The organism is Erythrobacteraceae bacterium WH01K (assembly GCA_027941995.1).
Lineage (GTDB): Bacteria > Pseudomonadota > Alphaproteobacteria > Sphingomonadales > Sphingomonadaceae > CAJXSN01.
This window is the reverse complement of sequence record CP115966.1, coordinates 51,672-77,618: the sequence shown is the minus strand read 5'-3', so window position 1 is coordinate 77,618 and position 25,947 is coordinate 51,672. Positions and strand designations below refer to the sequence as shown.

Sequence of the window (25,947 nt, the reverse complement as noted above, 5' to 3'; positions counted from 1 at the left end):
AGGTCCCTAGTGGCCGTCCGGCATTTCGGTGCCGTCATGGGTAATGCAGCCATCCTCGAGCACGAGGATACGGTCGGCGAGGTCGAATATGCGGTTGTCGTGGGTCACGATGATGCAGGCGCGGTCCTCTGCCACGGCGACGTCCCGCAGCAGGTCCATCACCCGCCTGCCGGAACTGGCGTCGAGCGCTGCGGTCGGTTCGTCGCACACCACCAGCCGCGGCTCGTGGACCAAAGCCCGGGCGATGGCGACGCGCTGCTGCTGCCCGCCCGATAGCTGGCTCGGCAGCTTGTCCGCCTGGTCGCCGATATTGAGCTTTTCGAGAATCGTGCGCGCCTTTTCCCGCGCTTCCAGCCGGTCCAATCCCTGCGCGATCAGCGGGACGGCGGCGTTGCTGGCAGCATCGATGGACGGGATGAGATTGTACTGCTGGAAGATGAAGCCGATATTCTCCAGGCGGAAATTCACCAGGTCGGTATCGTCCAGCGCGTAGATGTCCGTGCCGAACACCTCCACCTCGCCTTGCGTCGGGTAGAGAATGCCGCACATGATCGAAATCAGGGTGGTCTTGCCCGACCCGCTCTCCCCGACGAGGAAAGTCATCTCGCCCGACCGGATCTCGGTATCGATACCGTGCAGCACGGTGATGGTCTGCTGGCCGGACTTGAAGTCGCGCGTCACACCGCTGGTGCGGATGGCGGAAGATTGGGATGTCTCGGTCATCAGCGGAACACCGATGCCGGTTCGGTGCGGAACACGCTGCGTAGGGCCAGGACCCCCGTTATGGCGAGGATCAGGATGACCGCGACGAGGCTGACGAGCGGGATCTGCCACGGGATGTAGAACCCCTTGAAGAAGGGACTGCCGCTGAAGCCCCACAGGAACGCCACCGTCCCCAGCACGCCAAGGCCGTATCCGATCAGCCCGACCAGCGCCGCCTGCACTGTCACCATCCGCAATATGCGGCCATTGGTGACGCCGATCGCCTTCAGCGCGCCGAATTGCTTGATATTGTCGCGGATGAACAGGCTGAAGGTCAGCCCGACGATTGCCACCCCGACCACGAAACCCAGCACCACGGTGATGCCGAAATTGGTCGGGATGCCCGTATTCTCGATGATGAAATCCACCCCGGCCTGCGCGAATTCGTCGCGCGTCTCGGCCTTGAGGCCCGTCTGGCTCTCGATCCGGTCGGCGACCTCCTCCGCCGTAAGCCCGTCGGCCACCCCGGCCAGCACGAAGCTCATCCGGTTGCGCGTGCCCGGTACGTAATTCAGCGCCTGGCTGTATTTGGTGTAGAGCGTGACCTGGCTGGTGAAGCTGGGCGTGGCATCGGCGATGGCGCGTACCACGGCGCGCTGGTCGTTGAGCTCCAGCCGCTCCCCGATCGGGTCTCTTCCTTCGCCGAACATGTTGACCGCGCCGACATCGTCGATGATCACGCTGTCGGGCTGGGACAGGACGTCGATGCTGCCTTCCGCCATGCGTTTCGGCAGGCCGATCAGGGTGGCATCGTCGACCCCGATGATCGCCACCCCTTCCAGATCGCCGTCCCGCGTGCGGACCGATGCGGAGGAGCGCAGATGCGGCACGGCCCAGTCGACGCCCGGCACCCCGCGCACGGCGTCGAGCGCGGTGGCCGGCAAAGCATAGGTGATATCGGTCGTCCGGCTGACGGGGTCCATTACCCAGACCTCAGCCTCGCCGACATTGTACGCGCCGCTCGCCCCGCGTTCGATCAGGTTCACGAAGATCGTCAGCTGCTGCGTGATAAGCAGGGTCGAGAACGCGATCCCGAAGACGAGGCCGTAGAATTTCTGCTTGTCGCCGGTGAGCATGCGGATGGCGATCCAGAGCATTCGGGACTCGATCCTTTCCGGCCGGCGGTTGCATCACGGGGCGCGAATGCCCATAAATGAACGGTAGCGTTCAAATGAACGGAGTCGTTCAGTTTGTCAATCGATCCGGCAGAAAAACCCCTGCGACCCTCCAGCGAGGCCAAGCGCGACGCCATTCTGGCGGCGGCATCGGAGTCCTTCTTCTCCGACGGTTTCGCCGCGTCGTCGATCGAGGCGATTGCAGAGGCGGCCAGTGTCTCGAAAGTGACGGTGTACAACCATTTTGGCGACAAGAAGGGCCTGTTCACCGCCGCGGTCGAGCGGGAATGCGAGAAAATGCGCGGGCATTTCAGTATCGAGGCCATGCCCGGCTCGTCCCTGCGCGCGCGCCTGACAGCAATCGGGGAGGCGATGGTGGCGTTCCTCTCACGCCCCGAAATGGTCCGGTTCGAGCGGCGGATCGCGGCGGAGACGGAGCATGAGCCGACCATCGGCCGGGCGTTCCTGGCCGCCGGACCCCACCGGATGAAACAGGCTTTCGCAGACCTGTTGTCGGCAATGGATGCCGCAGGCGAAGTCCGGGTGCCGGATCCGGCGCTGGCGGCAGAGCAGTTTGCTTCGCTCTGCAAGGGGATGGGCGACCTCGACCGGCGGTTCGGTCTTCCTGCGGACCCTGCGCGCGACTGCCAGCGCATAGCGGGCGCGGTGGACCTGTTCTGCAAGGGTTATGCGACCGGCGATTGCGACGATTAGAATAATCGGCTTTTCCAACGCATCCCCCGCCTTCGGGCTAACTTGCCATTCACCCCCGCGCGCCTACATATCGGACATAGGAAAGGTACGCATCCGATCATGAGCGACAATAATCAGCCCGAAGAGCCCGGCCAGGGCGGTCCGAATCCCTGGGTGAAGAGCCTGATGATGTGGGGCGGGATATTCCTCGCGCTGCTGCTGGTCGTGTCGATGTTCGGCAATACGGGCCAGAATACCGGCACGCAGATCGGCTATTCCGACTTCCGCGAGCGCGTGGTCGCGGGCACCGTCGAAGAGGTACAGATCAGCGAAGACCGGATCACCGGCACGCTGAAGAACGACCAGGCCTTCTCCACCGTCCCCGTCGCCAATGATGCGGAACTGACGCGGCTGTTGGACGAAAACGGCGTGAAGTACTCCGGCACCGCACCGGAGGAGCCGAACCTGCTGCTCTACATCCTGATCCAGTCGCTGCCTTTCATCCTGATCCTGGGGATCGCCTTCTTCGCGCTGCGACAGGTGCAGAAGGGTGGAGGCGCCGGCGGCGCGATGGGCTTCGGCAAGTCGAAGGCCAAGATGCTGACGGAGAAACAGGGCAAGGTGACCTTTGCCGATGTCGCCGGCATCGACGAGGCACGCGAGGAGCTGGAGGAAATCGTCGAGTTCCTGAAGGACCCCTCGCGATTCTCGAAGCTGGGCGGCCAGATTCCCAAGGGCGCTTTGCTGGTCGGCTCGCCCGGTACGGGCAAGACGCTGCTGGCCCGCGCCATTGCTGGCGAGGCCGGCGTGCCGTTCTTCACCATTTCCGGTTCCGACTTCGTGGAAATGTTCGTCGGTGTCGGTGCCAGCCGCGTGCGCGACATGTTCGAACAGGCGAAGAAGAACGCGCCCTGCATCGTCTTCATCGACGAGATCGATGCGGTCGGCCGTTCGCGTGGCGGCGGCCTCGGGAATTCGAACGACGAACGCGAGCAGACGCTGAACCAGCTGCTGGTCGAGATGGACGGGTTCGAGGCGAACGAAGGTATCATCATCATCGCGGCGACCAACCGTCCCGACGTACTGGACCCTGCATTGCTGCGGCCGGGCCGCTTCGATCGCCAGGTCGTGGTGCCGATCCCCGACATCGACGGGCGCGAGAAGATCCTCGCCGTTCACATGAAGAAGGTGCCGCTGGCGCCTGATGTGAACAGCCGCACGATCGCGCGCGGCACGCCGGGCTTCTCCGGTGCCGATCTCGCCAATCTCGTCAACGAGGCAGCCCTGCTGGCAGCGCGCCGTAACAAGCGCCTGGTCGCGATGCAGGAATTCGAGGATGCGAAGGACAAGGTCATGATGGGCAGCGAGCGCCGCTCCATGGTCATGACCGACGACGAGAAGAAGATGACGGCCTATCACGAGGCGGGCCACGCGCTCGTCTCGCTGAACGAGCCGGCATCGGACCCCATCCACAAGGCGACGATCATTCCGCGCGGCCGTGCGCTGGGCATGGTGATGCGCCTGCCGGAACGCGACAATTACTCTTACCACCGCGACAAGATGCACGCCGACCTCGCCGTGGCGATGGGTGGCCGTGTGGCTGAGGAAATCATCTTCGGCCACGACAAGGTATCGAGCGGTGCGTCGTCCGACATCCAGTACGCGACCAACCTTGCCCGCAACATGGTGACCAAGTGGGGCATGTCCGAAAAGCTGGGGCCGCTGCAGTACGAGGACCAGCAGGAAGGCTATCTCGGCATGAGCGCGAGCCAGCGGACCATGGGCTCGGACGAGACCAACAAGCTGATCGACGCCGAGATCAAGGAACTGGTCGAAGGCGCGCTGAAGCGGGCGACGACAATCCTTACCGACCAGGAAGACAAGCTGCACCTGCTTGCCCAGGCCATGCTGGAATACGAAACGCTGACCGGCGATGAAATCGACCAGCTTCTGGAAAACGGCAAGCTCGACCGGCCCGACGAACCGAAGGGCCCGGCCAAGGTGCGGCCGGTCACCGGCAGCGCGATCCCCAAGGCCGGCAAGCGGTTCGGCAATGGCGGAAATGAAGGCGGTCCTGCCCCGCAGGGCGCGTGAAAGAGCCCGAGAGCTCGCAACGGAGATTGACTATGAACCGTGCAATTCTTTTTGCAGCCCTTGGCACCGGATTGCTGGTGGCAGGATGCTCCCAGCAGACGGAGCAGGACGCATCGGAAATGGTTGACCGTGCGGCGCAGGATGCCGAGGCCAATCTGGACGTCGCTGGCGAAGTGATCGAGGAAGGCGCGATCGACGCAGCGGACAGTGTCAGCGAAGGGGCGGCAAACCTGCGCGACAATCTGGAAGCGGGCGACGATGAAGAACCCGGGCCCGCACCGGTGCTGGGCGACGATCTGGGTTCCTGATTTCGCTCCGCCTTCACGTCGGACGTCGGGAACAAGTGTAGAACATAAGTGTTGATTCCGCAAAAGGAGTAACACTCATGACTGCACCGCAACCAAGCGAACATCCGAAGGCCGACCCGGTATCGAACGCCGAAAAGAAGCCGGAAAACTGGACCACCGGCGACGAGGCGATGACCGGCGCGCAGGCCAGCTACCTGAAGACACTGTCGGAAGAAGCGGGCCAGCCGGATGCCTACGACACCGAACTGACCAAGGCAGAGGCATCGCGCCGTATCGATGCGCTGCAAGGCGAAACGGGGCGGGGCGGGTAACACAGCCCCTCGTTGCCGGAAAGCTGCCGTTCATTGTCCGGCAGGCAGGACCCTCCCGTTAAATTTCGGGAGGGTTTTTCCATGCGCGGCGTCACGGTATTTCTTGGAGCATTGTCTTTGGCGGCCATGCCCGCTGGCCTGTCCGCCGCGCCCGGCGACATGAGCGTGGCGACGTTCCTTGCCAGGGCAGAGGCGCTGGAGAAGAAAGGGATGATGGCGATGTTCTCTTCCGACCTCAAGGTTCTGAAGGCGGAAGCGGAGGGCGCCGGGGACGCTTACCGCGCATCGCTCGCCGCCGATCGCAAGGCGGGCCGGACGCCGCACTCCTGTCCTCCGCCCAAGGGTAAGGCATCGATTTCCAGCGACGACATGCTCGCCCACCTGCGCAGCTATCCTGCCAGCAGGCGTCAGGCCATCCCGCTCAAAACCGCATTCGCCGACCTGATGAAAAAGCGTTATCCCTGCAGCTAGAATGCGCCGAGGATAAGCAGGAGCTGCAGGAACAGCCCTGTCACGATGGTGATGAACACCATGAGGGCCGCCAGCCGCCATGCCGCGCTGAACCTGCCCAGAGCGTAAGTGCCGCGTAGCTGCCTGTACATGTGCACCAGCGGGATCAGCAGCCCCGCCATCACCAGCCATCCCGGCGCGAAGCCGGCCGCACCGATGACCGACAGCGCAATGAACAGCAGGGTCATGGAGGACAGCGAATAGGTCACGAAGATGGCGTGATCGTAAGCCTTGAACCGCCGTTTCCAGAAAAACAGCAGCCACACGAACGGCACGGAAAGGGGGATCAGGAGCCAGCTGAACTTGTAACTGTTGGCCTGCAATTTGTAGACCATCAGCGACGGGTTCTCGCGCCACTTCTTGAAGATGCCGCTATCTATCGACTCGATGCCGGTCAGGTTGGCGGTGATCGACGACGTCTCGCTGCCATCGACGATGAGGTCGGTCGCGCGGTCGATCGCGTCGACTTCTTCCGATGCGTCCAGCAGCTGCTCTTCCAGCCTAGCGCGCTCCTGCTCCGTCAGGTCCGTGTCGGACAGGCGCTCGGCCAGCGCGTCGCGTCTCTGCGTTCGCTGCTCGGCCACCTGTTCCAGGTCGGCGCGCATTCCGTCCTGTGTCCTGATCTGCGTCGGAGCGGTCAGCCCGATCGCCTGGAACACGGCAAACATCAGGAACACGGCGAATAGGAACAGCGCCATGGGCGAGACGAAACGCGCCCGCTCTCCCTCGACATAGCGGCGCGTCAGTTCGCCCGGCTTCAGCACGAGCAGCGGCAGGGTGCGCCAGATCTTGCCGTCGAAATGGAGCGCCCCGTGCAGGAAATCGTGCCAGAACGCGGTCAGCGTGCGGTGCAGGCCCGCCTTCTGTCCGCAATTGCTGCAATACTTGCCGTGCAGAAGCGTGTCGCAATTCGCGCAGGTTATGGCGCCGAGCCGGGAGGTCACCGTGGCGTGCTGCTCCGGCGGCTTTTTGCCGCCCGGCCCGCCATGATCGGGCTCCAGCGATCCGGCGACGAGGCCGCCGGCCGCGATGGACCCGATTGCGTCGAATTCGTCCCCGCTCACCGGGCCAGCCTAACCCAGAATCCCGGAAAAGCTAAGCCCGGTCCCGATCACGCCCAGCACAGCGATCCCGGCGCCGATCAGCGCGGCGCTGCGCGCAGCAGACCCCGGCCAGGAAAGGTCGAACGCGCCCCGCACATGAACCGATGTATGGGCGAGCATCAGGATACCGGCCGCCGCAATCGCTAAAGAAACGGGTATTCCCGCCCCTACCAGCGCCGTTCCCGCAGCCATGACGAGCGCACCGAATGCGAGCGTAAAGACGAGGAAATGCGCGCGTTCCAGTGAACCCGCCTTGCTGCTTCCCGGCAGCAGCAAGCGCGTCACAGGCAGCAGGGCCGGGATCAGCAGCCAGCCGATCAGCGGGAATAGCGCAGGCAAGGCGGACGCGGCGCGTGCAATCGTGCCGCGCCATCCTGCCACGCTATCCTGCGACGAAGGGGCCGGGTTCCACGCCTTTACCGCCTGATCGGCGAAGAACTTGGTGCTGAGGGCCCTCTCGCGCCGTTCCTCCGCCGACAGCTTCGCGCGCGCGGCGCTGCTGTCGTCCTGCAACAGGCCGGGCGTATCCGGCCCCTCTTCGGCCTCTCCCTCGGCATAGGCATCGAGTGATGCCTGCGCGCGGGCCAGTGCCCGGTCTACGGAGCGTTCGTGACTGATCGCGCCGTCGCTCCCGCCGGTCATCCACTGGACTCCGTGCAGCACGATCATGGCGAACAGCAACATGGCGAACGGCGAGAGGAACCGCGCGCGGGCACCCGCATTATACGCCCTCGTCAGTGTTCCGGGCGAGGCGACGAGGCCGGTCAGCGTCTCGAAGAACCGGCCGCCGGGCGTCGCTACAGACCCCGCAAAGCGCTTCAACAGAGACGGGAAGCCCATGCCTATCCGCCGTTCCTGCCCGCAGGCATGGCAGAAGGCGCCGGAAAGCGACGTTTCGCAATTGCGGCAGGTCTCTGCGTCCGGGTTGGTCGGTTCCGGCATGAATGCTCCCATCTTGGCACAATCGGTATAGACCCGCCCCGCACCCACGCAATCGGAACGGCTTGCACAGGCGGGAAACGGGCCCGATATCATGTGCATGGAAATCTTCGGGATCAGCGCCCCGATCATGGGCTTCGGCGTTATCGCCGCTGCCTTCGCGCTGTTTGCGGCGCTGGAGCTGGCGCGCCCTTTCCGCCAATTCCCGCTTGGCCGCCTGCCGCGGTGGAGGACCAATCTGGGCCTCTACGCCATCGATACGCTGGCCGTTCGGCTGGTGCTGCCGCTCGCCATGGTCGGCGCAGCGGTGTGGGCGCGTGATGCGGGCTGGGGCCTGTTCAACGTCACGCAACTGCCGCCATGGGCAGAATTCATCGCGGCTATCGTGCTGCTCGACCTCGCGCTTTACATCCAGCACCGGGCCACCCACGAGATCCCCCTTCTTTGGAGGCTGCACAAGGTCCATCATACCGACACCGGCTTCGACATTACCACGGGTGCGCGCTTCCACCCGGCCGAGATCGTGCTGTCCATGGCGTACAAGATGGCGATCGTCGTCGCGCTGGGGGCAGCGCCGCTCGCCGTGTTCGTCTTCGAGATCGGCTTTGCCGTGGCCACGATCTTCACCCATGGCAATTTCCGCCTGCCATCGGGGCTCGAGGCTGCGTGGCGCAGGCTGTTCGTCACCCCCGACATGCACCGCATCCACCACTCAGCCAAAATGGATGAAACGAACAGCAATTACGGCACCGTCCTGTCGGGCTGGGACCGGTTGCTCGGCACCTATGTGGGCGCGGCGAAAAAAGGCCAGAACGGCCTGATCTTCGGTCTGGAAGGCTATCAGGACGAGCGGCCCGGCCGTCTCGGCTGGAGCCTTCGCCTGCCATTTGCGCGCCGGCACCCGGGCGAGGAATAGGGCCTATTTCCGCTTCGCCAGCTTGCGCTCTATGGCCGTCCACAGGTGCTGGAACGACCGAGCGGCGGGGCTGCGCGGGGCAAAGGCGCCGACCGGTTGCTGGCGCACTGCACATTGTTCGGCCGCGCTCGCCTGCGGAATGCTGGGCCAGTCGGGGTTTTCTTCCCGTGCCGAGCGATGGAGCGTGCGCCGCAAGTCCAGCATGGACAGCACGGGCAGGATCGGGGGATGGCGCGACGTGTTCGCCTTCACCTCTTCCACCACGCGGTCGAATGCGCGCGTCGAAAGCGGCGATGGCGGCAGCGGCACGATGATGAGGTCGGCGGCGCGCACGACCTGCGCGCTGGTTTCGTTGAGGACCGGCGGACAGTCGAAGATAATCCGCTCGTAATCCTTGCCCAACTGGGCGGCGATCTTGGCCAGCCGTTTGCGCTTGCCGATATCCATGAACTGGTTTTCCAGCGCGCGGATCGTCTCGTCCGCCGGCAGGACATCCAGCCTGCGATAACCCGTTGTCCGGATCAGCTTTTCCGGGTCCCGCTCCAGCGCGAACACGCTGGTCGCGACTTTTTTCTTCCGCGGTTCGACGCCGAGCAGGAAACTGGCCCCGCCCGATGCGTCCAGGTCCCACAGCAGGGTGCTGCGGCAGGAGATCTCGGCCGAGCACCAGGCGAGGTTGGCCGCCATCGTCGTCTTCCCGACGCCGCCCTTGACGCTGTAGACCGCTACGACTGCCATCGGTGCCTCGCTCTCCCTTGAAAGTGAAAGACCCGTGTGGACATGGGCCCGCGCCGTGCCGAGGCACAAAAAAAGGCCGCCCCGTTAAGGGACGGCCTTTTGTATCGTTCAAAGGACAAGGCCTCAGCCTTCGTAATCGGCCCCGATCGAGGTCGAGCGGGTCGGGGCGGAAGCGGTGATCCGCAGTGCCTCTGCCGACTGGCTGAGAGAACCGATTTCATCGATGTCGTCGTCGTCGTCCGGCAGGATCTTCTGCAGGTTGGTGACGACCGATTCCTTCAGTTCTTTCGGCTTGATGTTCTGTTCCGCGATTTCGCGCAGGGCGACGACGGGATTCTTGTCCCGGTCGCGTTCCAGGGTCAGCTCTGCACCGCCGGAAATGTCGCGTGCGCGCTGAGCTGCAAGCAGGACGAGATCGAAACGGTTGGGGATCTTGTCGACACAATCTTCGACGGTAACGCGCGCCATGCAGGTGCCCTCGCAAACAGGTATTGGAATTTCGGGGTTGACGCCGGATACGCCCCGGGGGCCGTAGAGTCAAGGAAATCGCGCTCCTCGGACGGCGCAGGGCGGCTATCTTGTCGGGGCGGGGCCGCCGCCGTAGGGATGCCGGGATGACCGATGTCCTTCCGCAAGACACCACAGGCGCGGCACCGCCGGTTCCACCGGAGGAATATTCCGATCCGCCCAGCTTTTCCGCCTCGGTCGACGGGCTGGATCTGTGGCTCTATCCGCGGGGCGGGGAACGTCTGGAGGCCCTGTTGGCGTTGGTCGAGGGGGCGAAGCACTCGCTCAAACTCTGCTTTTATATCTTCGCGAAGGACGATGTGGGCAGGCGCATGCGCACCGCGCTGACCGAGGCGGCGACACGCGGGGTCAAGGTCACGCTGATCGTGGACGGTTTCGGGGCGGAAGCCGATGCGAGGTTCTTCCGCGATTTCACTGCGGCCGGCGGGGATTTCCGCGTTTTCTCGTCACGCGCATCGCTGCGATACCTCATACGCAACCACCAGAAGATCGCGCTGGCCGACGATGAGCGCGCGATCGTCGGCGGTTTCAATATCGCCGACGACTATTTCGCGCCGCCGACAGACAATGGCTGGAACGACCTTGCCGTATGGCTGGAGGGGCGGGCAGTCTCGCCGCTGGTCGATTGGTACGACAACCTGCTGGAATGGACCGATTCCGACGGGGTGGAATGGAAGCATGTCCGCCACGCCGTGCGCGAGTGGGATGCGGGTGCGGGGGCGGTCCGATGGCTGATGGGCGGCCCGACGCGCAAGCTGTCGAGCTGGGCGCGCACGGTCGGCCGCGACCTGGAGAATGGCCGCCGCCTCGACCTGATGATGGCCTATTTCTCCCCGCCGAAACGGCTGCTGAGGAAGATCGGCAAGATTGCGCAGCAGGGGCAGGCCAACCTTGTGATGGCGGGCAAGTCCGACAATGCCGCCACCATCGGCGCCTCGCGCTCGCTTTACGATTACCTGCTGCACAAGGGTGCGGACGTCTACGAATTCGACGCCTGCAAGATGCATACGAAGCTGCTGGTGCTGGACGATGCCGTTTACCTAGGCAGCGCCAATTTCGACATGCGCAGCCTGTATATCAATCTCGAGATCGTCCTTCGGGTTGAGGACGCGGCCTTTGCCGACCGGATGCGCGAATTCATCGCCAGCCACCTGCCGGCCTCGCTCGACGTGACCCCGCAGGTGCATCGCAGGCGCAACACGCTGTGGAACAGGATCCGCTGGAATTTCAGCTGGTTCCTGGTCGGGGTGATGGATTACACGGTCAGCCGGCGGCTAAATCTCGGGCTATAGCCAGCGCGCTATTCGTAGCCGTAATCGCTGTAATCCTTCATGTTCGGGGACGAGAACTTCGTGATCTCGGGCTGGAAGTGCAGCGGGACGTTGCCGGTCGAACCATGACGCTGCTTGGCCACGATCAAGGTCGCGCGGTTTTTCAGTTCCAGGTAGCGTTCTTCCCAGATCGCGTATTTTTCCGCGATGTCGGGGCTGGAATTCTCGTTCGGCATGTCCGGGCGCAGCGCCTCGTGGTAATAGTCGCCGCGGAAGATGAACCAGACCATGTCGGCGTCCTGCTCGATCGAGCCGGATTCGCGAAGGTCGGACAACATCGGGCGCTTGTCCTCGCGCTGTTCCACCGCACGGCTCAGCTGGGACAGTGCGATGACCGGCACGGCCAGCTCCTTCGCCAGGGTCTTCAGCCCGCGACTGATTTCCGAGATTTCGTTGACGCGGCTGTCCTGGCTGCGCTTGGATCCCTGCATCAGCTGCAGGTAATCGACCACGATCAGCCCGATATCGTGCTTGCGCTTCAGCCGCCGCGCGCGGGTCCGCAGGCCGGAGACGGACAGGGCGGGCGTATCGTCGATATAGAGCGGCAGTTCCGCGAGCCGCTGGCTTGCATGGGCGAGCTTCTGGAACTCTTCCCGCTTCATCGTACCCGAACGCAGCGCCTCGGACGAGATTTCCGCCTGTTCGGCCAGGATACGCGTGGCAAGCTGGTCGGCGCTCATTTCCAGGCTGAAGAAGGCGACCGGCGCGCCCTGGTTCACATCGCCGCCGTCCTGCATGAACTTCAGGTGTTCTTCGGCGCAATTGAAGGCGATATTGGTGGCGAGCGAGGTCTTGCCCATGCCGGGGCGTCCGGCAAGGATGATGAGGTCGGAATCGTGCAGGCCGGCCGTCTTGTCGTCGAGCGATGCGAGGCCGGACGTCTTGCCCGACACGCCGCCGCCGGAATTCATGGCGGTTTCGGCCAGTTTGAGCGCGGTCAGGGCTGCGGAGCGGAAGGTCGACGCCTCGTTCCCGGTCGCCGCCCCTTCCGCCACTGCGAAGAGCGAGGCCTCCGCCTCCTCGATCTGGCGCATCGGCTCGACCGTCTCGCTGGTGTCCAGCGCGCCTTCGACGAGATCGCGGCCCACCGTCACCAGTTCGCGCAGCAGGGCAAGGTCGTAGATCTGGTCGGCCAGGTCGCGCGGGGCGAGCAGGCCCTGGCCGTCCGCCGTCAACTGGGCGAGATAGGTCGTCCCGCCCAGTTCCGACAATGCCCCGTCCCCTTCGAAATAGGGTTTGAGCGTCACCGGGCTGGCCGTCGCGTTCCGGTCGATCAGCGACAGTACGCGTTCGTAGATGCGGGCATGGATCGGGGCGTAGAAGTGCTGCGGGCCGATGGGCGTCTGCAAATCCTCGATCACCCGGTTGTCGATCAGCACAGCACCGAGGAACGCGGCCTCGGCCTCGATATTCGATGGCAGGCTGCGGCCCGATTCGCCCTCTTTCGCGCCACTATCGGCGGGAGTCGGCGCATCGGATCGGATCATGAGGTCTTGGTCTGCCATGGCCAGCGGTTTGGCCGCGCGGGCGGGTAGGCGCAAGGGCACTTCGGCAACACGGTGCTGTGGATATCGGGGATGGTTCGAAGGCCCTTGCGGCGGGGCGCGCCTATCTGCGAAAGCGGCTGGCGAAACCATGACCCAAACACTTCCCACCTGGCGCCTGTCGCATGTCGAACTCGACGAGGAGACGATTCTCTGGCGCAACGCCGATGTCGAGCAGGAGCGGCGCGTGGCGATCTACGACCTGATCGAGGAGAACGTGTTTCGCCCTGTCCGTGCCTCCGAAGCAGGGAAGAACGGGCCTTACCGGCTGAAACTGTCGGTGCAGGACGGGCGGCTGGCCATGGACATCCGCAGCGAACAGGACGAGGCGCTGGAGATGATCGTCCTGGGGCTGGCGCGGTTCCGCCGACCGATCCGCGAGTATTTCGCGATCTGCGACAGCTATTACCAGGCGATTCGCAAGGCGACCCCGGCCGAGATCGAGACGATCGACATGGCCCGGCGGGGGGTTCACAATACGGCGTCCGAACTGCTGCTCGACCGGCTGGAAGGCAAGGTCGAAACCGACTTCGCCACCGCGCGGCGGCTCTTTACCCTGATCTGCGTCCTGCACATCCGGGGCTGACGGCACATGGCGCGCAAGAGGAACCGGGGCGGCTGGCTCTGGAAGGGCGTATTGGCGCTGGCCGTCATGGCAGGCATCGCCGCTGCATGGCTGTGGTGGGACACGGCCCACTGGCGCCCGGACGAGGGAGCCTATCCGGACCAGGGCGTCGAGATCTCCGCCCGCGACGGGACCGTCAATTTCCGCACCCTGCGGGCATTGGGGGCGAAATTCGCCTATCTCCATGCGAGCGACGGAGAGACGGCGCAGGATCCGGCCTTCGTCGCCAATCTGCGCAGCGCGCGAGAGGCAGGGCTGCAGGTGGGCGCGATCCACCGCTTCGATCCGTGCCGCCCTGCCGACCGGCAATCCGCCAATTTCACGCGCATGGTCCCGCGCGACAACGACCTGCTGCCGCCGGTCATCGCCCTCACCCGGGGGACCGGCGAGTGCGCCGTGCGCGTGAACGAGGCCGCGGTCGAAAGCGAGCTCATGACGCTTGCCAACCAGATCGAGAATCACGAGGCCAAGCCGGTGATCCTGAAAATCACCCCGGAGTTCGAGGCGGAATACGGCATTGCCGGCCGGATAGAGCGCCAGTTATGGCTCGTCCGGACACGGTTCCTGCCCGACTATGGCGGGCGGCCATGGCTTATCTGGACGGCAAACGAGGAATTGCGCGTGGAAGCAACCGAAACCCCGCTTCGCTGGCTGGTGGTGCGATCATGACGGACACGCAGCGCGAAGATGCCCTGATTGCAGCGGCTCGGGATGCTGCGACCCGGTCCTACAGCCCCTATTCCGAATACAGCGTCGGCTCCGCGCTGGGGTTCGCCGACGGGTCGGTCGTGACCGGCACGAATATCGAGAATGCGAGCTACGGCCTAGCTCTGTGCGCGGAAACGGTGGCGGCCGCGAAGGCGATGGCAGACGGCGTGCGCGGAGGCCTGGAAATCGTGGCGGTCACGGGCCCTGCGGACAAGGGCGGGGGCGCGCCGATCACCCCGTGCGGGCGTTGCCGGCAGGTGCTGAACGAACTCGCACAGCTTGGCGGAACCGATCCGCTGGTGCTCTGCGTGGGCGACACCGAGACACGGCGCATCCGGCTGAGCGCGCTGCTCCCGCACGCTTTCGGTCCGGCCAGTCTCGACTGACCTCTAGCCGGTCGTGCCGCCTGTCGTGGCGCTTTCCGAGCCCTCGACGGGACTGTCAGGGGCCGGTTCGAAACTCTCCAGCACCTCGCCTTCGCCGTCACGCAGGCAGAAACGGCCCTTCACCGGCAGGTGGTCCGCGCCGACATCTTCGAGCACGGCGAAGGACTGCACGCGCAGGGCGTTCTTCACCATGATCTGGTCGAGCGGCCAGCCGATGAAGGCCATGCTGGCGGGAAATGTCGGATAAGTCCCGCGGCCCGCGCGCGGATCGCGGTAAGCGGCCATTGGTCTCCATCAACAGCAGGAGATCGGGGTCCTCCCGCTCGATCAGGGCGGCGACCCGGTAATGCTGCGTGTTCACCTGCTTCACATTGAGCGACAGGGCGGTGAAGCACGAGCCATTGTCGTCGTCATCCGACAGGGCAGCCCTTTCCGGCGCGAACGGCAGATAGGGATTAAGCCGGACAAGCTGGATGGCGACGACGACTGCAAAAACCGCGGCGACCGTGAACCCGGCGCGCGAACGTGCCGGCTTTCTTCGGACTCATTCGCTTTCGATCCATTCCAGCAGGGCGGCCAGGCAGTCACGCGCCAGCAACTTGCTGCGTTCCGGGCTCCATCCCTGGGCCTCGTAGGGCCAGTCCGCATTATCCTTGAAAGGCATTTCCAGCGTCATCGCGCAGGCCTTGTATCGCTCCGCCACCTGGTTGGTGCTGATGGCGAGGTTTGCCGTGCCCGGGGCGGATTTAGGATACCCCTTCGCCGTCTGGAAGTCCGGCGTGCGCCGCTCCAGAATGGACTGGTAGCGATAGAACCTGTCGCCAAGATCGTCGGTCCAGGACGGGATACCCTCGAACCCGGCAAGGAAGACGGCGGCAATCGCCTCGTCGCCGTGGACATCCATGGCGAAGTCGACACCGCTTTCGTCCATCGCCGCACGAATGGCGAGCACTTCGGGCGATGCCTCGGCGCTCGGTTCCGCCCATTCGCGGTTGAGATTGGTCCCGACCGCATTGGTGCGCAGGTGGCCCCGGCGCGAGCCGTCGGGATTGCAATTGGGCACGACATGCAGGCGGCAATGTTTGCGCAGGGCACGGCCGACCGTGTCGGTCGGATCGCACAGGACTTCCAGTGCGCCTTCCATCCACCATTCGGCCATGCTTTCGCCCGGGTGCTGGCGCGCATACAGCCAGACCTGCCGCGCGCCGTCTCCCATTTCCAGGCAATCGAGCGGCTGGCCGTCCAGCGTCTGGCCGAGGCGGCGATACTCCACGCCTTCCGAAGCGGCGCTTTCGGCGACGAGGTCGTGATGGCGTTCCATGGAGTAGGGCGCGAAATAGGCGAACCAGGCGATGTCGGTGCCGGGCGTGTAGCGGATGGTCAGCGTGCCGCCGTCCTCGTCCTTGTCATAGCTCGACGCCGCTCGGCCCCAGAAATCCCGGTCTTCGCTGACGCAGGCATCATAGTCCGGCCAGCCGGCGGGATAGGCGCTGTTTTCCAGACCGGTGATCTTCAGCTCCAGTTCCCGGTCGGCCGCGCCATGAACGCGGAAATGGAACCACTGCGCGAAATCGGACTGGTTGTCCTTGTGCAGGGCCAGCCTGGCGCTGGCGCCGGAAATGGACAGCACCTCGATATTGCCGCTGTCGAACTGGGTATCGATACCGATGTCGGTCATCAATTGGTCTCCACCAGAATTGTTTCGCCGCTGACGCCGGGAAAGTCGCGGAACAGGGCGGCTGCGATAATCGCGGCGTTGCCGGCGGCCCCTGCGGCCTCGCTCCCTTCCGGTGCGTCGAATTCGGCGCGCCCTTCCCACAAAACGTCGCCGCTGGCCACATCGCGCAGGATCACAGCCATGCGCGTGGTCACTTCGTCGCGCGCGCCGCCGCCCAGATTGATGCCGACGCCGACACCCACGCCTGACCCGTAACCACCGGTCCCGCCGCCCACGCCGACGCTGACAGGCGACCTGCGTCCGGTGTCGGTCCGCACGAACCGTTCCACCGAAACCTGCGCCACGCGCCGCGCGCCGCTGCGGCCCTGCTCGGTGTAGCCGAGGCGGGACAGCTGCTCGGCAACGACGGCCTTGTAGGGGGCAAGCTGGAGGCTGTCCGCTTCGCTGCCCGGCGCGCTTTCGACGAACAGGGTCGTGCCGCCAAGCGCCGCGTCCCCGGCGACGAATCGGGTCACCTGGACCGGGCCCGGTGCGGATGCAGTGGTACACGCCCCCAGGAGAATGGGCGCTGCAAGGGCAGCGGCGAGGCTGGGAAAACGGGCTGGTTTCATGATTGCAATTCTTTCATCTTGGCGCGCTATTGCCCTCCCAACGCGCAGACCGGCCCGAGAGTGCCTGCCGCGCGGCGCAAAAACAGCAGGACGAGAACAATGAACGATATGCCGACCACCGCCTCTTCCGGGAAGACGGTGCTGGTGACGGGCGGGGCCGGCTATATCGGCAGCCATGCAGTGCTCGCTTTGCGCGATGCAGGCCGCAAGGTCGCGGTCATCGACAATCTGGTCACGGGCTTCCGCTTCGCCGTCCCGGACGACGTGCCTTTCTTCGAAGGCGACATCGCGGATGACGAACTGGTCGCCCATATTCTGGCGGAGCACGATGTCGGCGCGATCATGCATTTTGCGGGCAGCGTGGTGGTCCCGGAATCGGTCGAAAATCCGCTAAAATATTACGACAACAATACCGGTCGCACCCGCGCCCTGCTGGCATCGGCGGTTCGCGGCGGCGTGCCGCATTTTATCTTCAGCTCGACCGCCGCGACCTATGGCGTGCCCGAAACCTCTCCGGTGACGGAGCGGACGCCGCAACAGCCGATCAACCCCTATGGCTGGTCGAAGCTGTTTACGGAGCGGATGCTGGCCGATGTCGTGGCGGCGCACCCGATGAACTATTGCGCGCTGCGCTATTTCAACGTTGCGGGTGCCGATCCGGAAGGGCGCACCGGCCAGTCGACGAAGGGCGCAACCCATCTGATCAAGGTCGCGGTCGAAGCTGCTCTGGGCAAGAGGGAGAGTGTCGGCGTCTATGGCACGGATTACGATACGCCGGACGGAACCGGGGTGCGGGATTACATCCATGTGAGCGACCTTGCCGCGGCCCATGTCCATGCGCTTGAGGCACTGGAGGCGCAGCCCGGACGCTCCCTCACCATGAATTGCGGGTATGGCCGCGGCTTTTCCGTCCTCGAGGTGCTGGACGCGGTGGACCGGGTGACGGGCGGCCGGATAGAGCGGGTAATGGAACCTCGGCGGGCGGGGGACCCGGCAGCGCTGGTTTCCGATCCGGCCCTGATTCGCAGCACGCTGCCCTGGCAGCCGCAGCATGACGATCTCGACCGGATCGTGGCGCACGCCCTGCAATGGGAACGCAGGCTGGGCGAGATTCAGGACGCTTCTTCTTGACGAAGTGCGATTCGCCGCTTAGGCGCGCGCCTTGAATTTCGGGCATTGCATCTCCATTTGCCGTGCCGATTTTATTTTCGGGAAAAACCAATGAAAGTTCGTAACAGCCTCAAGTCGCTGAAAAATCGCCATCGCGATTGCCGCGTGATTCGTCGCCGCGGCCGTACCTACGTGATCAACAAGACCAACCGCCGCTTCAAGGCACGCCAGGGCTGATTCCAGCCTTCGGGGGCACGCTGTCCCCGGCGCGTCTGCACAGTGCGGTACCGGCCCGCTTCCCGTCCCTTCTGTCCTAAGCGTCCAGCGACGCGAGGCAGGGGGCCGGGACGCGGGCCGTTGGCGTTTGGGGAAGGAGCAGCATGACCAAGCAAGGACCCGATACCGAAGCGAAGAAAGCGGGATCGGTGAAGGCGGTCGTCTTCGATGTCGGCCGGGTCATCGTCCAGTGGGACCTTCGCTGCCTGATCGAGAAGGTGGTCCATGATCCCGCCGAGCGGGACTGGGTGCTGGCCCACGTGGTCACGCCGGCATGGCATTTCCAGCACGATGCCGGGCGCCGGATCGAAGAGATGGTGGCAGAGCGCGCCGCGCTGTTCCCTGCCCATACCGATGCGATCCAGGCCTATGCGACCCGCTTCAACGAGACCATTCCGGGCCGCGTGCCCGGCACGGCGGAACTGATAGAGCGCCTGTCGGATGCGGGCGTTCCGCTATTCGCGATCACCAATTTCGGGGCCGAGTTCTGGGACCGCTTCGCCCCGACGGAGCCGGTGCTCGGCCTGTTCCGCGATATCGTGGTGTCGGGACGGGAAAAGCTGGTGAAACCCGATCCGGCCATTTTCCGCCGCGCGGCCAAGAGATTCGGGCACGCGCCGCAGGACATGCTGTTCATCGACGACAATGCCGACAATATCGCCGGTGCGGCGGCCGAAGGCTGGCAGACGCATCACTTCCACGACGCCGAAGCGCTGGAAACCGATCTGGCCGCAAGGGGGCTATTGCCGCGCTGAACGCGTCTGAGCGGCGTCTGCGTATGCGGCAGCCAAGAAAACGCCACCGGCAGCGTTCCTGCTACCGGTGGCTCAGTCGACCCACCCTGACGGAGAAGACAGGCGGGGGGAAACTCTTGTCGAAATGCGTTGGGCGGATCAGTCGCCCTGGCACTTCGCCATCTTGTCGGCAGCGAGCGGTTCACCTGCCACGGTGAAGCTGGCCACTTCGCCGACTTTGCGGGCGAAGGCTTTGCAGACATTGACGGGGCGCGATCCGGCCTTGGGCGCGACGCAAACCGTGCCGCTGCACTGCCACGGCGTACCGCGCACGATCTCGACGGTCTTGTCGGTCGGCTGGACCAGTTCGGCACGGTAGTGCGGACCGCTGTTGCGAGCGTCTGCAGCGGCAGGCGTCAGGGCCGAACCGAGGGTAAGGGCAGTGAAGGTGGCAGCGACGGAGATCGCGCCGGCCTTGGAAAAGGAGAGGGTCATGGGAGAGGGTCCTTTGAAGTTCTTTCCAACCGACGAGAAACGAGGGAAGATCGGTTACGGATCGCCACCTACCCAGATAGGTATCGAGTTGCAACCTGAAGCCCAGTTTGAATTTTGAGACCGGGGGTTTTGCGGTTACAAGGCTGGAAAACCGCATGAAAGGGCACGCCTGTTATGGCCGGAGACGTTCGTGAGCCGCTGAAGGAATTGAGCGCCTGCGGCCTGCCCGACGCGCTGGAGGCGATGGGTGAGCGCTGGAGCTTCATGATCCTGCGGGCCAGTTTCAACGGGCTTCACCATTTCGAGGAGTTCCTGAGCGAACTGGGCATCGCGCGGAACATCCTGTCGAACCGTCTTGGCCGCCTGGTCGATCACGGTATCCTCGACCGCGAACCGTGCCCCGACGATCGCCGCCGCATCGAATACCGGTTGACCGAGCGGGGGTTCGACCTGCTGCCGGCCATGCTGGCGCTGCGGCAATGGGGCCAGAAATACGGCGAGGATTTCGTCGATACCGACCCGGTGCTGGTGGACGGCCAGGATCACATGCCGGTCGGCCCCGTGGCCATTCTGGCGCATGATGGCCGTATCCTGGGCCCGGGCGACCTCAACATGATCGCTCGCAAGGATCTGCCGGAGGCGGGCAGGGACCGGGCCGAAGGCGAACTTGCCCCCGGCACGCGCGGCTGGACCGCCGATGACGAGCCGGCCACCGTTGCAGCCGAATAACCTTGGAAGCGAGCGACAATAACGACGCCGCCGGAGACGCCCAGCCTGCATCCGATCAGCCTGAGCGCACACATGATGGCCGGTACATCATCGTGCGTGGGCGGTTATGGAGGGCCACCAATCCCGACCTGCCTGAGGCCGAGCGGAAGCGCTGGACCCACGCGTTGATGGATGCGCGGCGCGCCGTGAAGGCGGCAAAGTCCTCCGGCGATCCGGCCGAGTTGAAGCAAGCGCGCGCGCAGGTTCAGGAAGCGAAGGTTGCGCTGGGCGAGCGCGGCCCTGTCTGGTGGACGGACGGAGCACCGGACGAAAACCGCAAGCTGGTGAAGAATTCCAGCTACGCCGACTGACCGCAATCGCCCTAGCGATATCGCGACAGTTCCATAATCAGTTCGATCCGGTTTCCGACACCGATCTTTGCCATCAATGACCGGGCATGGGTGCGCGCCGTTTCGTAGGCCATGCCGAGCTCGCTTGCGATGGTCTTCAGGTCGTCGGCCGACCGGACCATTCGCGCTGCAACCTCTGCCTCCCGCCGGGTCAGGCCGAATATCTCGGCAATCATTGATTCCTCCGGCCCCGACCGCGGAGCGCCGCCTGTCAGCCGGATCATGCATCCGAAGACCTTCTGCTCGCTACCCAGCGGCAGCAGGGGGACAGGCTCGAAATAAACCAGCCAGGGGGTCAGCCTGCGGGAAGATGGCAATGTCATCCAGCTACCCGCGCCCTCGGCGGAGGAAGGCTGACAGGCGCGGCGTATGTGCTGTTTAAGCGCGTCGTCCTGCGCCCCGCGCTGGACTCGCAGCTTGCCCTCGCCGACGCCCAGCGCACAGCCTGCAGACAGGATCGCCTCCGCACCCGGGCTTGCGTCGAGGACATGGGCGTTCTCGTCGACCAGGATCAGCGCTTCCTCGCTCCGCGCCAGCTCCGGGCGGCTCACCAGCAGGCGCGCTGCCCGGCTCAGATGGCTGAAGACGATATCGTGAACGCGTTCCTGTTCGGGCGTGATGGCGGTCTGTTCGGGGTGTGTGTGCAGCGCGAGAGAGACGCTCAGGCTGCCGCTCGTCGAACTGATCAGGCTGTGATAATCGCCACTGCCGAAATCGTGCCGGATGAAAGCGCGCCATGCGTCCGGATCGGACGTGTTGAGATTGCTGGTGTCGCCGAACCGGAAGCGGCCGCCATCGTGCCGCTCTATGTTGAAGCCCGGGTCGAGTTCGACCAGTTCCTCGCGGTAGAGGGAAAGGGCATCGTCCAGGCGGGATTCCTCCGGACCGACCACCGTGCTTGCCACGACGGACTGCCTGTTATTGTCGACGATGGCGAGAAACGCCGCGCGTGCGCCGGTCACACCCAGGAATCCGCGCATGGCAGACCGCCACCGATTTTCGTCGAGCGATCCCTCGTAAATGTCGTCGATGATGCCGGTCAGTGCCGGATCGAATGGCATTCCGCGCCCCCTGTCGGCGTAATTCGTACCGAAAAACGCAATTCTTTCAAGAAATACCCCAAGGGGGTGATGGCAGCGAAAGCGCCCCGACCTAGATGCAGTGCCGCGACCCGAAGGCTCTTGCAGTCCTTCTACTGGAAAGGGGGGTGGCGACTGCTGCCTCCCTTTCCTTTTTTCGTATCCTTACAGAACGAAGCGCCGTCATCCCCGCACCCCCATGCGGCGATAACTCAGCGCTTCGGCCACGTGGATGCGCCCGACTTGCCGCGCACCGGCAAGGTCCGCGATCGTCCGGGCGACGCGCAGCATCCTGGTATAGCCCCGTGCAGACAGCTTCATGCTTTCCGCTGCCTGCATCAGGAGCGTGCGTCCCGCATCGTCCGGCGACGCGAATTCCTCCAGCGCGTCTCCGTCCAGTTCGGCATTGGTCCGGGCGCCCGACGCCTCGGCGCGGGCCGATTGAACCGCTCTCGCTTCCGCCACCCGGGCGGCGACTTCGGCGCTGCCTTCTGACGGCGGGGGCAGGGCGAGGTCGGCGGCGCTGACGGGATCGACGTCGACATGCAGGTCGATCCGGTCGAGCATCGGGCCGCTGATCTTCGCCTGGTAATCGAGCGCACATCGCGGCGCACGGCTGCATGCCATGGAGGCATCGCCCAGATGTCCGCAGCGGCAGGGGTTCATGGCGGCGACCAGCTGGACACGCGCGGGAAAGCTGACATGGGCGTTGGCCCGCGCGACATCGACCCGGCCCGTCTCCAGCGGCTGGCGCAGCGAATCGAGGACCGAGCGCTGGAACTCCGGCAATTCGTCGAGGAACAGGACACCCAGATGCGCCAGGCTGACTTCGCCCGGGCGGACCTTCAGCCCGCCGCCGGTCAGCGCCGCCATGCTGGCGGAATGGTGCGGGGCGCGGAAGGGGCGCGCGCGGCTGATCGTCCCGTCGTCCAGCATTCCCGCGACCGACTGGACCATGCTGACTTCCAGCGCCTCGGCAGCGGAGAGCGGCGGCAGGATGCCGGGAAGACAGGAGGCCAGCAGCGATTTGCCCGCCCCCGGGGGGCCGTTCATCAGCCGTGTTGCACATATTACAAGCACAAATAGGCATCGGTGAGAATTGAAACTGCGTGCTACAAACGGATTGTCAGCCAAGATTCTTTTTGTGGCACCTGTAAATTTGAAGATTTCATTTGAGAGGACAGTTGGTATAAGCGCAATCTTCGCTTAACTTATTCGGCACATATTTTATATTGGGGGTATAAATGGAATGGATTCTTTTAATCTGTATAATTCTTACGGGTTTGGCATTTTGGTCTAAAGCCTATGATGAAAATAGGGCATTAGAATTCGAAGCGGCGAAGGCAGAGCGGAAGGCCTTAAAAGAAAAGAAGCAGGCTGAAATTGACAAGGATTTAGTCGTTTGGATGACGAAGATTCAACGCGAAGGTTGGTCGTTAATTTCACGTGGCCGCTTGATGCACCTAGAGGAACAGCCCCACTGCATAATTGCGCTTTCCAACACCTCACCGCTGCTTAGGGTTAACCAAATCGACGTCCAAGATGAATTCAGCCATGCCGAACCCATTTATATTAACTTGCGCGAAATAATTTCACTTAACGTGGCAAGACCAAGTGTTCGAAGGTCACGCCAAGAAAAAATCTCTTTTCCGATTACTGAAACCCAGCGCAGAAGCCCTGTCGCTCGAGGACTAATTGGGGGTGCACTTTTAGGGCCAGCAGGCTTAGTTGTCGGCGTGGCGTCTGGATTGAATTCGCAGATTACAACAAGCGTTAAGTCCGAAACAGTCAATAAGGAGTATGATGGCTTGGGGGACCCGCAGCTTATCATTGGCACTAACCGCGAAGACCACCCATACTTTAAAATAAAATGTGCTAATCAGGAGGTTGCCGATGAATGGGTTTTCCGCATTCGAGGGCGACAAAATCGTCTATCTCGGACCAAAGGGTAAGGTCTCAAACACTGCCATTCATCAGATTCGACACTGGTGGAGAGCCTCGCAGCCGTGCTGCACCTATTACAAGGCCAAATCTTGGCTCTGCTGGCGGCAATGGTGAGATTACGACGCTATCCCAGAAGTATGCCGACTCATGGCGAAAAAACAAAACCGGTACAAATTATCGGATGCAGTTGCCAATTTCCTCAGAATGTACATCTTCAAGCGATGACTCTTCCCGACACTTTTTCGCGTCGTAAACGCGCGACCCAAAACAAGTATGACCCTCTGGTATATGACATTTTACCAAACCCCCTTAGAAATCAGGTAATTCAGATTTTTGATGAGGTAATTGATTTAGCTTCTCAGGACCGCTCTAGGATTTATACGCAGTTAAACAAATTCATGCGCAAAGAAATTGGTACAACAATGCTTTCGCAGGAACCTTATCCTCCATCCGAATTTTATCGTTGGTTTTGCCACGAACAGCTTTCTGATTTTCATCTAGATGCTGTAGAAGCTATATGCCGTCTCATCTTGGAGCTAGAAGCTCGTCATCGTCGCTCGAGTCGTTATGAAATCCTGCAAAAGATAGAGGAACTGAATGCGCGCTTCCTTGAGGCGTCCGTCGGTTATCAGTTTGAGGCTGGAAGGTTGCTTCAGATAGATTCGAAATTCGAGCATAAAGAGGTGGTTGTGCCTGCGCTTGGTTTTCTGGCAGCTAAGAAATATGAAGCAGCAGAGCATGAATTTCTCGATGCTTTCGACGCGTTTCGTGAGGGGGATTACGAGACGACCTTGGTCGAAGCCTGTAAGTCCCTTGAAAGCGTCATAAAAGTTATCGGTTCTGAAAAAGGTTGGGGTTTGGACCCGAATTGGCCGCTAAAGAAATTGGTCGGTGCTGTCTTCGATAACGACCTCATTCCCTCATATATGCAAACTGAGTTCGCCGGGTTGAAAACCATCCTTGAAAGCGGGGTGGGTACTGTTCGCAATAAATCTGCGGGACATGGTGCAGGCGAGAAAAAGCGCGAAGTCCCACGGCATATTGCAGCCTTTCAACTACACCAGACCGCTGCCGCGATACTCCTGCTCATTGGTGCAGCGGACGCGTAATTCCTGAGTCGACTGCTCTACGAATGCAGTGCTTTGTCTAAAAAACTTACAGATTTGGAGCGCACACGGACCAAGACAGCGCAAGCTGGTTCTCACTGCTACCAAGAATCGCTGGCGCAAGACCGTTTACCAGTCAGCTTTGCGCTGAGCCTAGATAATCAATATACTACATCCTCACCTAAGCTCTGCCAGAACTCCTCCCAAGTCTTGTCAATAGAGGAGGGGTTTTCCGATACAACGCGCTTACAGTGCGGAGTGCTAATTTCGACGATAAGCTTATCAGGAAAGCTAGCTAGGTGCGATTCACTTGCGGGTAAAAATAGAGAGTACACGCGATTGTGTTTTTTTAATCTATAGGCGACCTCGTGTTCTCCCTGCTCGTCAAGGTCTACGGTTAGCGTTCGGGGGTCGCTCCCAACAGGAGTCAGCCGAAAATCATAGATACCATTATGACTTTTGACGTAGACCATATCGGCTTCTGCACTCGAGAAGAAATGAGGGTCAGTTATGTCGTCCACACACACGACGACTCCCTCGGGCTTCTCCATACTATCCGCAGTCAACCAAGGCTGTCGTAGAGAGAATCCATCAAAGACAGCTAAGGTTGCTAATTTTATACGATTAAAATCATCCGCAGGGTAACTCGATAGTAAAGCCGCGCGGACATTCTCTAAAACAAGCGGCTTCTCAACAATTTGAGGTTCTTCCTCTGGAATATTTCCTCTATGAATGTCAGCGGCAGAACCTTTAATAATCGCCGCTTTATAGCCATCTTCTATTCCAGATGATGAACTTAGTCTTTCGGGTTCCTGCTGGTTTGCATCACATCCCGCAAGGAATAGGAGCGCGATTAGACCTTTCTTCAAGACTGTATCCTTAGCTAGAAGCTCTTTGCGTTGAGCCGAACCACATGATTGTTGACCGAGAGATTCCCAAAAGCTTAATGTGTTCGCTGGAGCGGGAAGTTGGTTTAGGGGTGTCGGCCAAGACAGCTCCCCTGCCAGTCCTAAAAGCTTCCCGCTCCACACTGTTTGGGAAGTCGGACGGGCCTCCCAAGTGCTGCGAACTCCTAGATACTGAATCAGGACTGCTTGAGTCGCAAGCACCTATACGCCATTCGTGCCTATAGTTGGGGATGGAGCGGGGGATGGCGCCAGGGCCGCCTAGAGAATCGTAGGGTTC

Annotated in this window: 30 protein-coding genes and 1 pseudogene; 17 read left to right on the top strand and 14 right to left on the bottom strand. The window is 62.6% G+C overall.

Annotation, left to right across the window (positions count from 1 at the left end):
• Window positions 1–6 precede the first annotated feature (6 nt).
• Together PF049_00415 and PF049_00410 are read right to left on the bottom strand one after the other, a co-directional pair.
• Window positions 7–723 carry an ABC transporter ATP-binding protein gene (locus tag PF049_00415; protein WBY16670.1) on the bottom strand — a complete coding sequence of 239 codons (717 nt, stop codon included), beginning with the start codon at window positions 721–723 and terminating at the stop codon, window positions 7–9.
• On the bottom strand, window positions 723–1,859 hold the full coding sequence (locus PF049_00410; protein WBY16669.1) for an FtsX-like permease family protein: 1,137 nt from the start codon (window positions 1,857–1,859) through the stop codon (window positions 723–725). Before PF049_00410 ends, PF049_00415 begins: the two co-directional genes overlap by 1 nt.
• A gap of 93 nt (window positions 1,860–1,952) precedes the next feature.
• On the opposite strand from PF049_00410, the gene PF049_00405 reads away from it, so the two are divergent.
• The 5 genes from PF049_00405 (at window position 1,953) to PF049_00385 (ending at window position 5,754) form a co-directional block, all read left to right on the top strand.
• Window positions 1,953–2,591 (top strand): TetR/AcrR family transcriptional regulator, encoded by a 639-nt coding sequence (locus PF049_00405; protein ID WBY16668.1) that lies wholly within the window; start codon window positions 1,953–1,955, stop codon window positions 2,589–2,591.
• A 99-nt stretch (window positions 2,592–2,690) separates the two neighbouring features.
• On the top strand, window positions 2,691–4,664 hold the full coding sequence (gene ftsH / locus PF049_00400) for an ATP-dependent zinc metalloprotease FtsH (GenBank protein WBY16667.1): 1,974 nt from the start codon (window positions 2,691–2,693) through the stop codon (window positions 4,662–4,664).
• A 32-nt stretch (window positions 4,665–4,696) separates the two neighbouring features.
• The gene (locus PF049_00395) at window positions 4,697–4,972 is read left to right on the top strand and encodes a hypothetical protein (GenBank protein WBY16666.1); all 276 of its coding nucleotides are present in this window, start codon (window positions 4,697–4,699) and stop codon (window positions 4,970–4,972) included.
• 77 nt (window positions 4,973–5,049) lie between these two features.
• Window positions 5,050–5,283: a DUF3072 domain-containing protein gene (locus PF049_00390; protein WBY16665.1), complete on the top strand. Its 234-nt coding sequence runs from the start codon at window positions 5,050–5,052 to the stop codon at window positions 5,281–5,283.
• 81 nt (window positions 5,284–5,364) lie between these two features.
• Complete coding sequence (locus tag PF049_00385) at window positions 5,365–5,754, top strand: hypothetical protein (GenBank protein ID WBY16664.1); 390 nt, start codon at window positions 5,365–5,367, stop codon at window positions 5,752–5,754.
• On the opposite strand, the gene PF049_00380 is transcribed toward PF049_00385, so the two are convergent.
• Window positions 5,751–6,857 carry a DUF3667 domain-containing protein gene (locus PF049_00380; protein ID WBY16663.1) on the bottom strand — a complete coding sequence of 369 codons (1,107 nt, stop codon included), beginning with the start codon at window positions 6,855–6,857 and terminating at the stop codon, window positions 5,751–5,753. The two genes, PF049_00385 and PF049_00380, sit on opposite strands and share 4 nt — an antisense overlap.
• A gap of 9 nt (window positions 6,858–6,866) precedes the next feature.
• Window positions 6,867–7,838, bottom strand: a complete 972-nt coding sequence (locus tag PF049_00375) for a DUF3667 domain-containing protein (protein ID WBY16662.1) — start codon at window positions 7,836–7,838, stop codon at window positions 6,867–6,869.
• Between the two features lie 97 nt (window positions 7,839–7,935).
• Between PF049_00375 and PF049_00370 the strand changes: the two genes are divergently transcribed.
• Window positions 7,936–8,751, top strand: a complete 816-nt coding sequence (locus tag PF049_00370) for a sterol desaturase family protein (GenBank protein ID WBY16661.1) — start codon at window positions 7,936–7,938, stop codon at window positions 8,749–8,751.
• A 3-nt stretch (window positions 8,752–8,754) separates the two neighbouring features.
• On the opposite strand, the gene PF049_00365 is transcribed toward PF049_00370, so the two are convergent.
• On the bottom strand, window positions 8,755–9,489 hold the full coding sequence (locus tag PF049_00365; protein WBY16660.1) for a ParA family protein: 735 nt from the start codon (window positions 9,487–9,489) through the stop codon (window positions 8,755–8,757).
• A 123-nt stretch (window positions 9,490–9,612) separates the two neighbouring features.
• A complete protein-coding gene (gene rpoZ, locus PF049_00360; GenBank protein ID WBY16659.1) occupies window positions 9,613–9,957 on the bottom strand; it encodes a DNA-directed RNA polymerase subunit omega in 345 nt (114 codons plus the stop codon).
• A 146-nt stretch (window positions 9,958–10,103) separates the two neighbouring features.
• On the opposite strand from rpoZ, the gene PF049_00355 reads away from it, so the two are divergent.
• Entirely contained in the window at window positions 10,104–11,309 is a 1,206-nt protein-coding gene (locus PF049_00355) for a phosphatidylserine/phosphatidylglycerophosphate/cardiolipin synthase family protein (GenBank protein WBY16658.1), read from the top strand.
• An 8-nt stretch (window positions 11,310–11,317) separates the two neighbouring features.
• Here the strand turns inward: PF049_00355 and PF049_00350 are convergent, their stop codons facing one another.
• Window positions 11,318–12,853 carry a replicative DNA helicase gene (locus PF049_00350; GenBank protein ID WBY16657.1) on the bottom strand — a complete coding sequence of 512 codons (1,536 nt, stop codon included), beginning with the start codon at window positions 12,851–12,853 and terminating at the stop codon, window positions 11,318–11,320.
• Between the two features lie 130 nt (window positions 12,854–12,983).
• On the opposite strand from PF049_00350, the gene PF049_00345 reads away from it, so the two are divergent.
• The 3 genes from PF049_00345 to PF049_00335 are packed head-to-tail and all read left to right on the top strand — an operon-like array spanning window position 12,984 to window position 14,611.
• On the top strand, window positions 12,984–13,478 hold the full coding sequence (locus PF049_00345) for a UPF0262 family protein (GenBank protein ID WBY16656.1): 495 nt from the start codon (window positions 12,984–12,986) through the stop codon (window positions 13,476–13,478).
• A gap of 6 nt (window positions 13,479–13,484) precedes the next feature.
• On the top strand, window positions 13,485–14,186 hold the full coding sequence (locus PF049_00340) for a glycoside hydrolase family 25 protein (GenBank protein ID WBY16655.1): 702 nt from the start codon (window positions 13,485–13,487) through the stop codon (window positions 14,184–14,186).
• The gene (locus PF049_00335; GenBank protein ID WBY16654.1) at window positions 14,183–14,611 is read left to right on the top strand and encodes a cytidine deaminase; all 429 of its coding nucleotides are present in this window, start codon (window positions 14,183–14,185) and stop codon (window positions 14,609–14,611) included. The genes PF049_00340 and PF049_00335 overlap by 4 nt, the downstream gene beginning before the upstream one ends.
• A 3-nt stretch (window positions 14,612–14,614) precedes the next feature.
• Here PF049_00335 and PF049_00330 read toward each other — a convergent pair whose 3' ends face one another.
• The 3 genes from PF049_00330 to PF049_00320 all read right to left on the bottom strand — a co-directional run bounded on the left by PF049_00330 (window position 14,615) and on the right by PF049_00320 (window position 16,900).
• Window positions 14,615–14,896 carry a hypothetical protein gene (locus PF049_00330; protein ID WBY16653.1) on the bottom strand — a complete coding sequence of 94 codons (282 nt, stop codon included), beginning with the start codon at window positions 14,894–14,896 and terminating at the stop codon, window positions 14,615–14,617.
• Window positions 14,897–15,155: 259 nt separating this feature from the next.
• Window positions 15,156–16,289, bottom strand: coding sequence for a M14-type cytosolic carboxypeptidase (locus PF049_00325; protein ID WBY16652.1), 1,134 nt, complete (start codon window positions 16,287–16,289; stop codon window positions 15,156–15,158).
• Window positions 16,289–16,900 carry a hypothetical protein gene (locus PF049_00320; protein WBY16651.1) on the bottom strand — a complete coding sequence of 204 codons (612 nt, stop codon included), beginning with the start codon at window positions 16,898–16,900 and terminating at the stop codon, window positions 16,289–16,291. The genes PF049_00325 and PF049_00320 overlap by 1 nt, the downstream gene beginning before the upstream one ends.
• 99 nt (window positions 16,901–16,999) lie before the next feature.
• Here PF049_00320 and galE point away from each other — a divergent pair, with 99 nt between their 5' ends.
• From galE to PF049_00305, 3 genes are all read left to right on the top strand, one after another.
• Window positions 17,000–18,031, top strand: a complete 1,032-nt coding sequence (gene galE, locus PF049_00315; protein ID WBY16650.1) for a UDP-glucose 4-epimerase GalE — start codon at window positions 17,000–17,002, stop codon at window positions 18,029–18,031.
• 90 nt (window positions 18,032–18,121) lie between these two features.
• On the top strand, window positions 18,122–18,247 hold the full coding sequence (gene ykgO, locus PF049_00310; GenBank protein WBY16649.1) for a type B 50S ribosomal protein L36: 126 nt from the start codon (window positions 18,122–18,124) through the stop codon (window positions 18,245–18,247).
• A gap of 143 nt (window positions 18,248–18,390) precedes the next feature.
• Window positions 18,391–19,041 carry an HAD family phosphatase gene (locus tag PF049_00305; protein ID WBY16648.1) on the top strand — a complete coding sequence of 217 codons (651 nt, stop codon included), beginning with the start codon at window positions 18,391–18,393 and terminating at the stop codon, window positions 19,039–19,041.
• Window positions 19,042–19,179: 138 nt separating this feature from the next.
• Here PF049_00305 and PF049_00300 read toward each other — a convergent pair whose 3' ends face one another.
• Window positions 19,180–19,515 (bottom strand): hypothetical protein, encoded by a 336-nt coding sequence (locus PF049_00300; protein ID WBY16647.1) that lies wholly within the window; start codon window positions 19,513–19,515, stop codon window positions 19,180–19,182.
• Window positions 19,516–19,689: 174 nt separating this feature from the next.
• On the opposite strand from PF049_00300, the gene PF049_00295 reads away from it, so the two are divergent.
• Window positions 19,690–20,244, top strand: a complete 555-nt coding sequence (locus tag PF049_00295) for a helix-turn-helix domain-containing protein (protein ID WBY16646.1) — start codon at window positions 19,690–19,692, stop codon at window positions 20,242–20,244.
• 128 nt (window positions 20,245–20,372) lie between these two features.
• Window positions 20,373–20,594, top strand: a complete 222-nt coding sequence (locus PF049_00290; protein ID WBY17937.1) for a hypothetical protein — start codon at window positions 20,373–20,375, stop codon at window positions 20,592–20,594.
• An 11-nt stretch (window positions 20,595–20,605) separates the two neighbouring features.
• Here PF049_00290 and PF049_00285 read toward each other — a convergent pair whose 3' ends face one another.
• Together PF049_00285 and PF049_00280 are read right to left on the bottom strand one after the other, a co-directional pair.
• Complete coding sequence (locus PF049_00285; protein ID WBY16645.1) at window positions 20,606–21,694, bottom strand: helix-turn-helix transcriptional regulator; 1,089 nt, start codon at window positions 21,692–21,694, stop codon at window positions 20,606–20,608.
• Between the two features lie 201 nt (window positions 21,695–21,895).
• Window positions 21,896–22,768 (bottom strand): annotated as a pseudogene (locus PF049_00280) (ATP-binding protein).
• 188 nt (window positions 22,769–22,956) lie between these two features.
• Between PF049_00280 and PF049_00275 the strand changes: the two are divergent.
• The gene (locus tag PF049_00275; GenBank protein WBY16644.1) at window positions 22,957–23,664 is read left to right on the top strand and encodes a hypothetical protein; all 708 of its coding nucleotides are present in this window, start codon (window positions 22,957–22,959) and stop codon (window positions 23,662–23,664) included.
• Window positions 23,665–23,745: 81 nt separating this feature from the next.
• Complete coding sequence (locus PF049_00270) at window positions 23,746–24,765, top strand: hypothetical protein (GenBank protein WBY16643.1); 1,020 nt, start codon at window positions 23,746–23,748, stop codon at window positions 24,763–24,765.
• A gap of 158 nt (window positions 24,766–24,923) precedes the next feature.
• Here PF049_00270 and PF049_00265 read toward each other — a convergent pair whose 3' ends face one another.
• Window positions 24,924–25,631 carry a hypothetical protein gene (locus tag PF049_00265; GenBank protein WBY16642.1) on the bottom strand — a complete coding sequence of 236 codons (708 nt, stop codon included), beginning with the start codon at window positions 25,629–25,631 and terminating at the stop codon, window positions 24,924–24,926.
• Window positions 25,632–25,947: the final 316 nt, after the last annotated feature.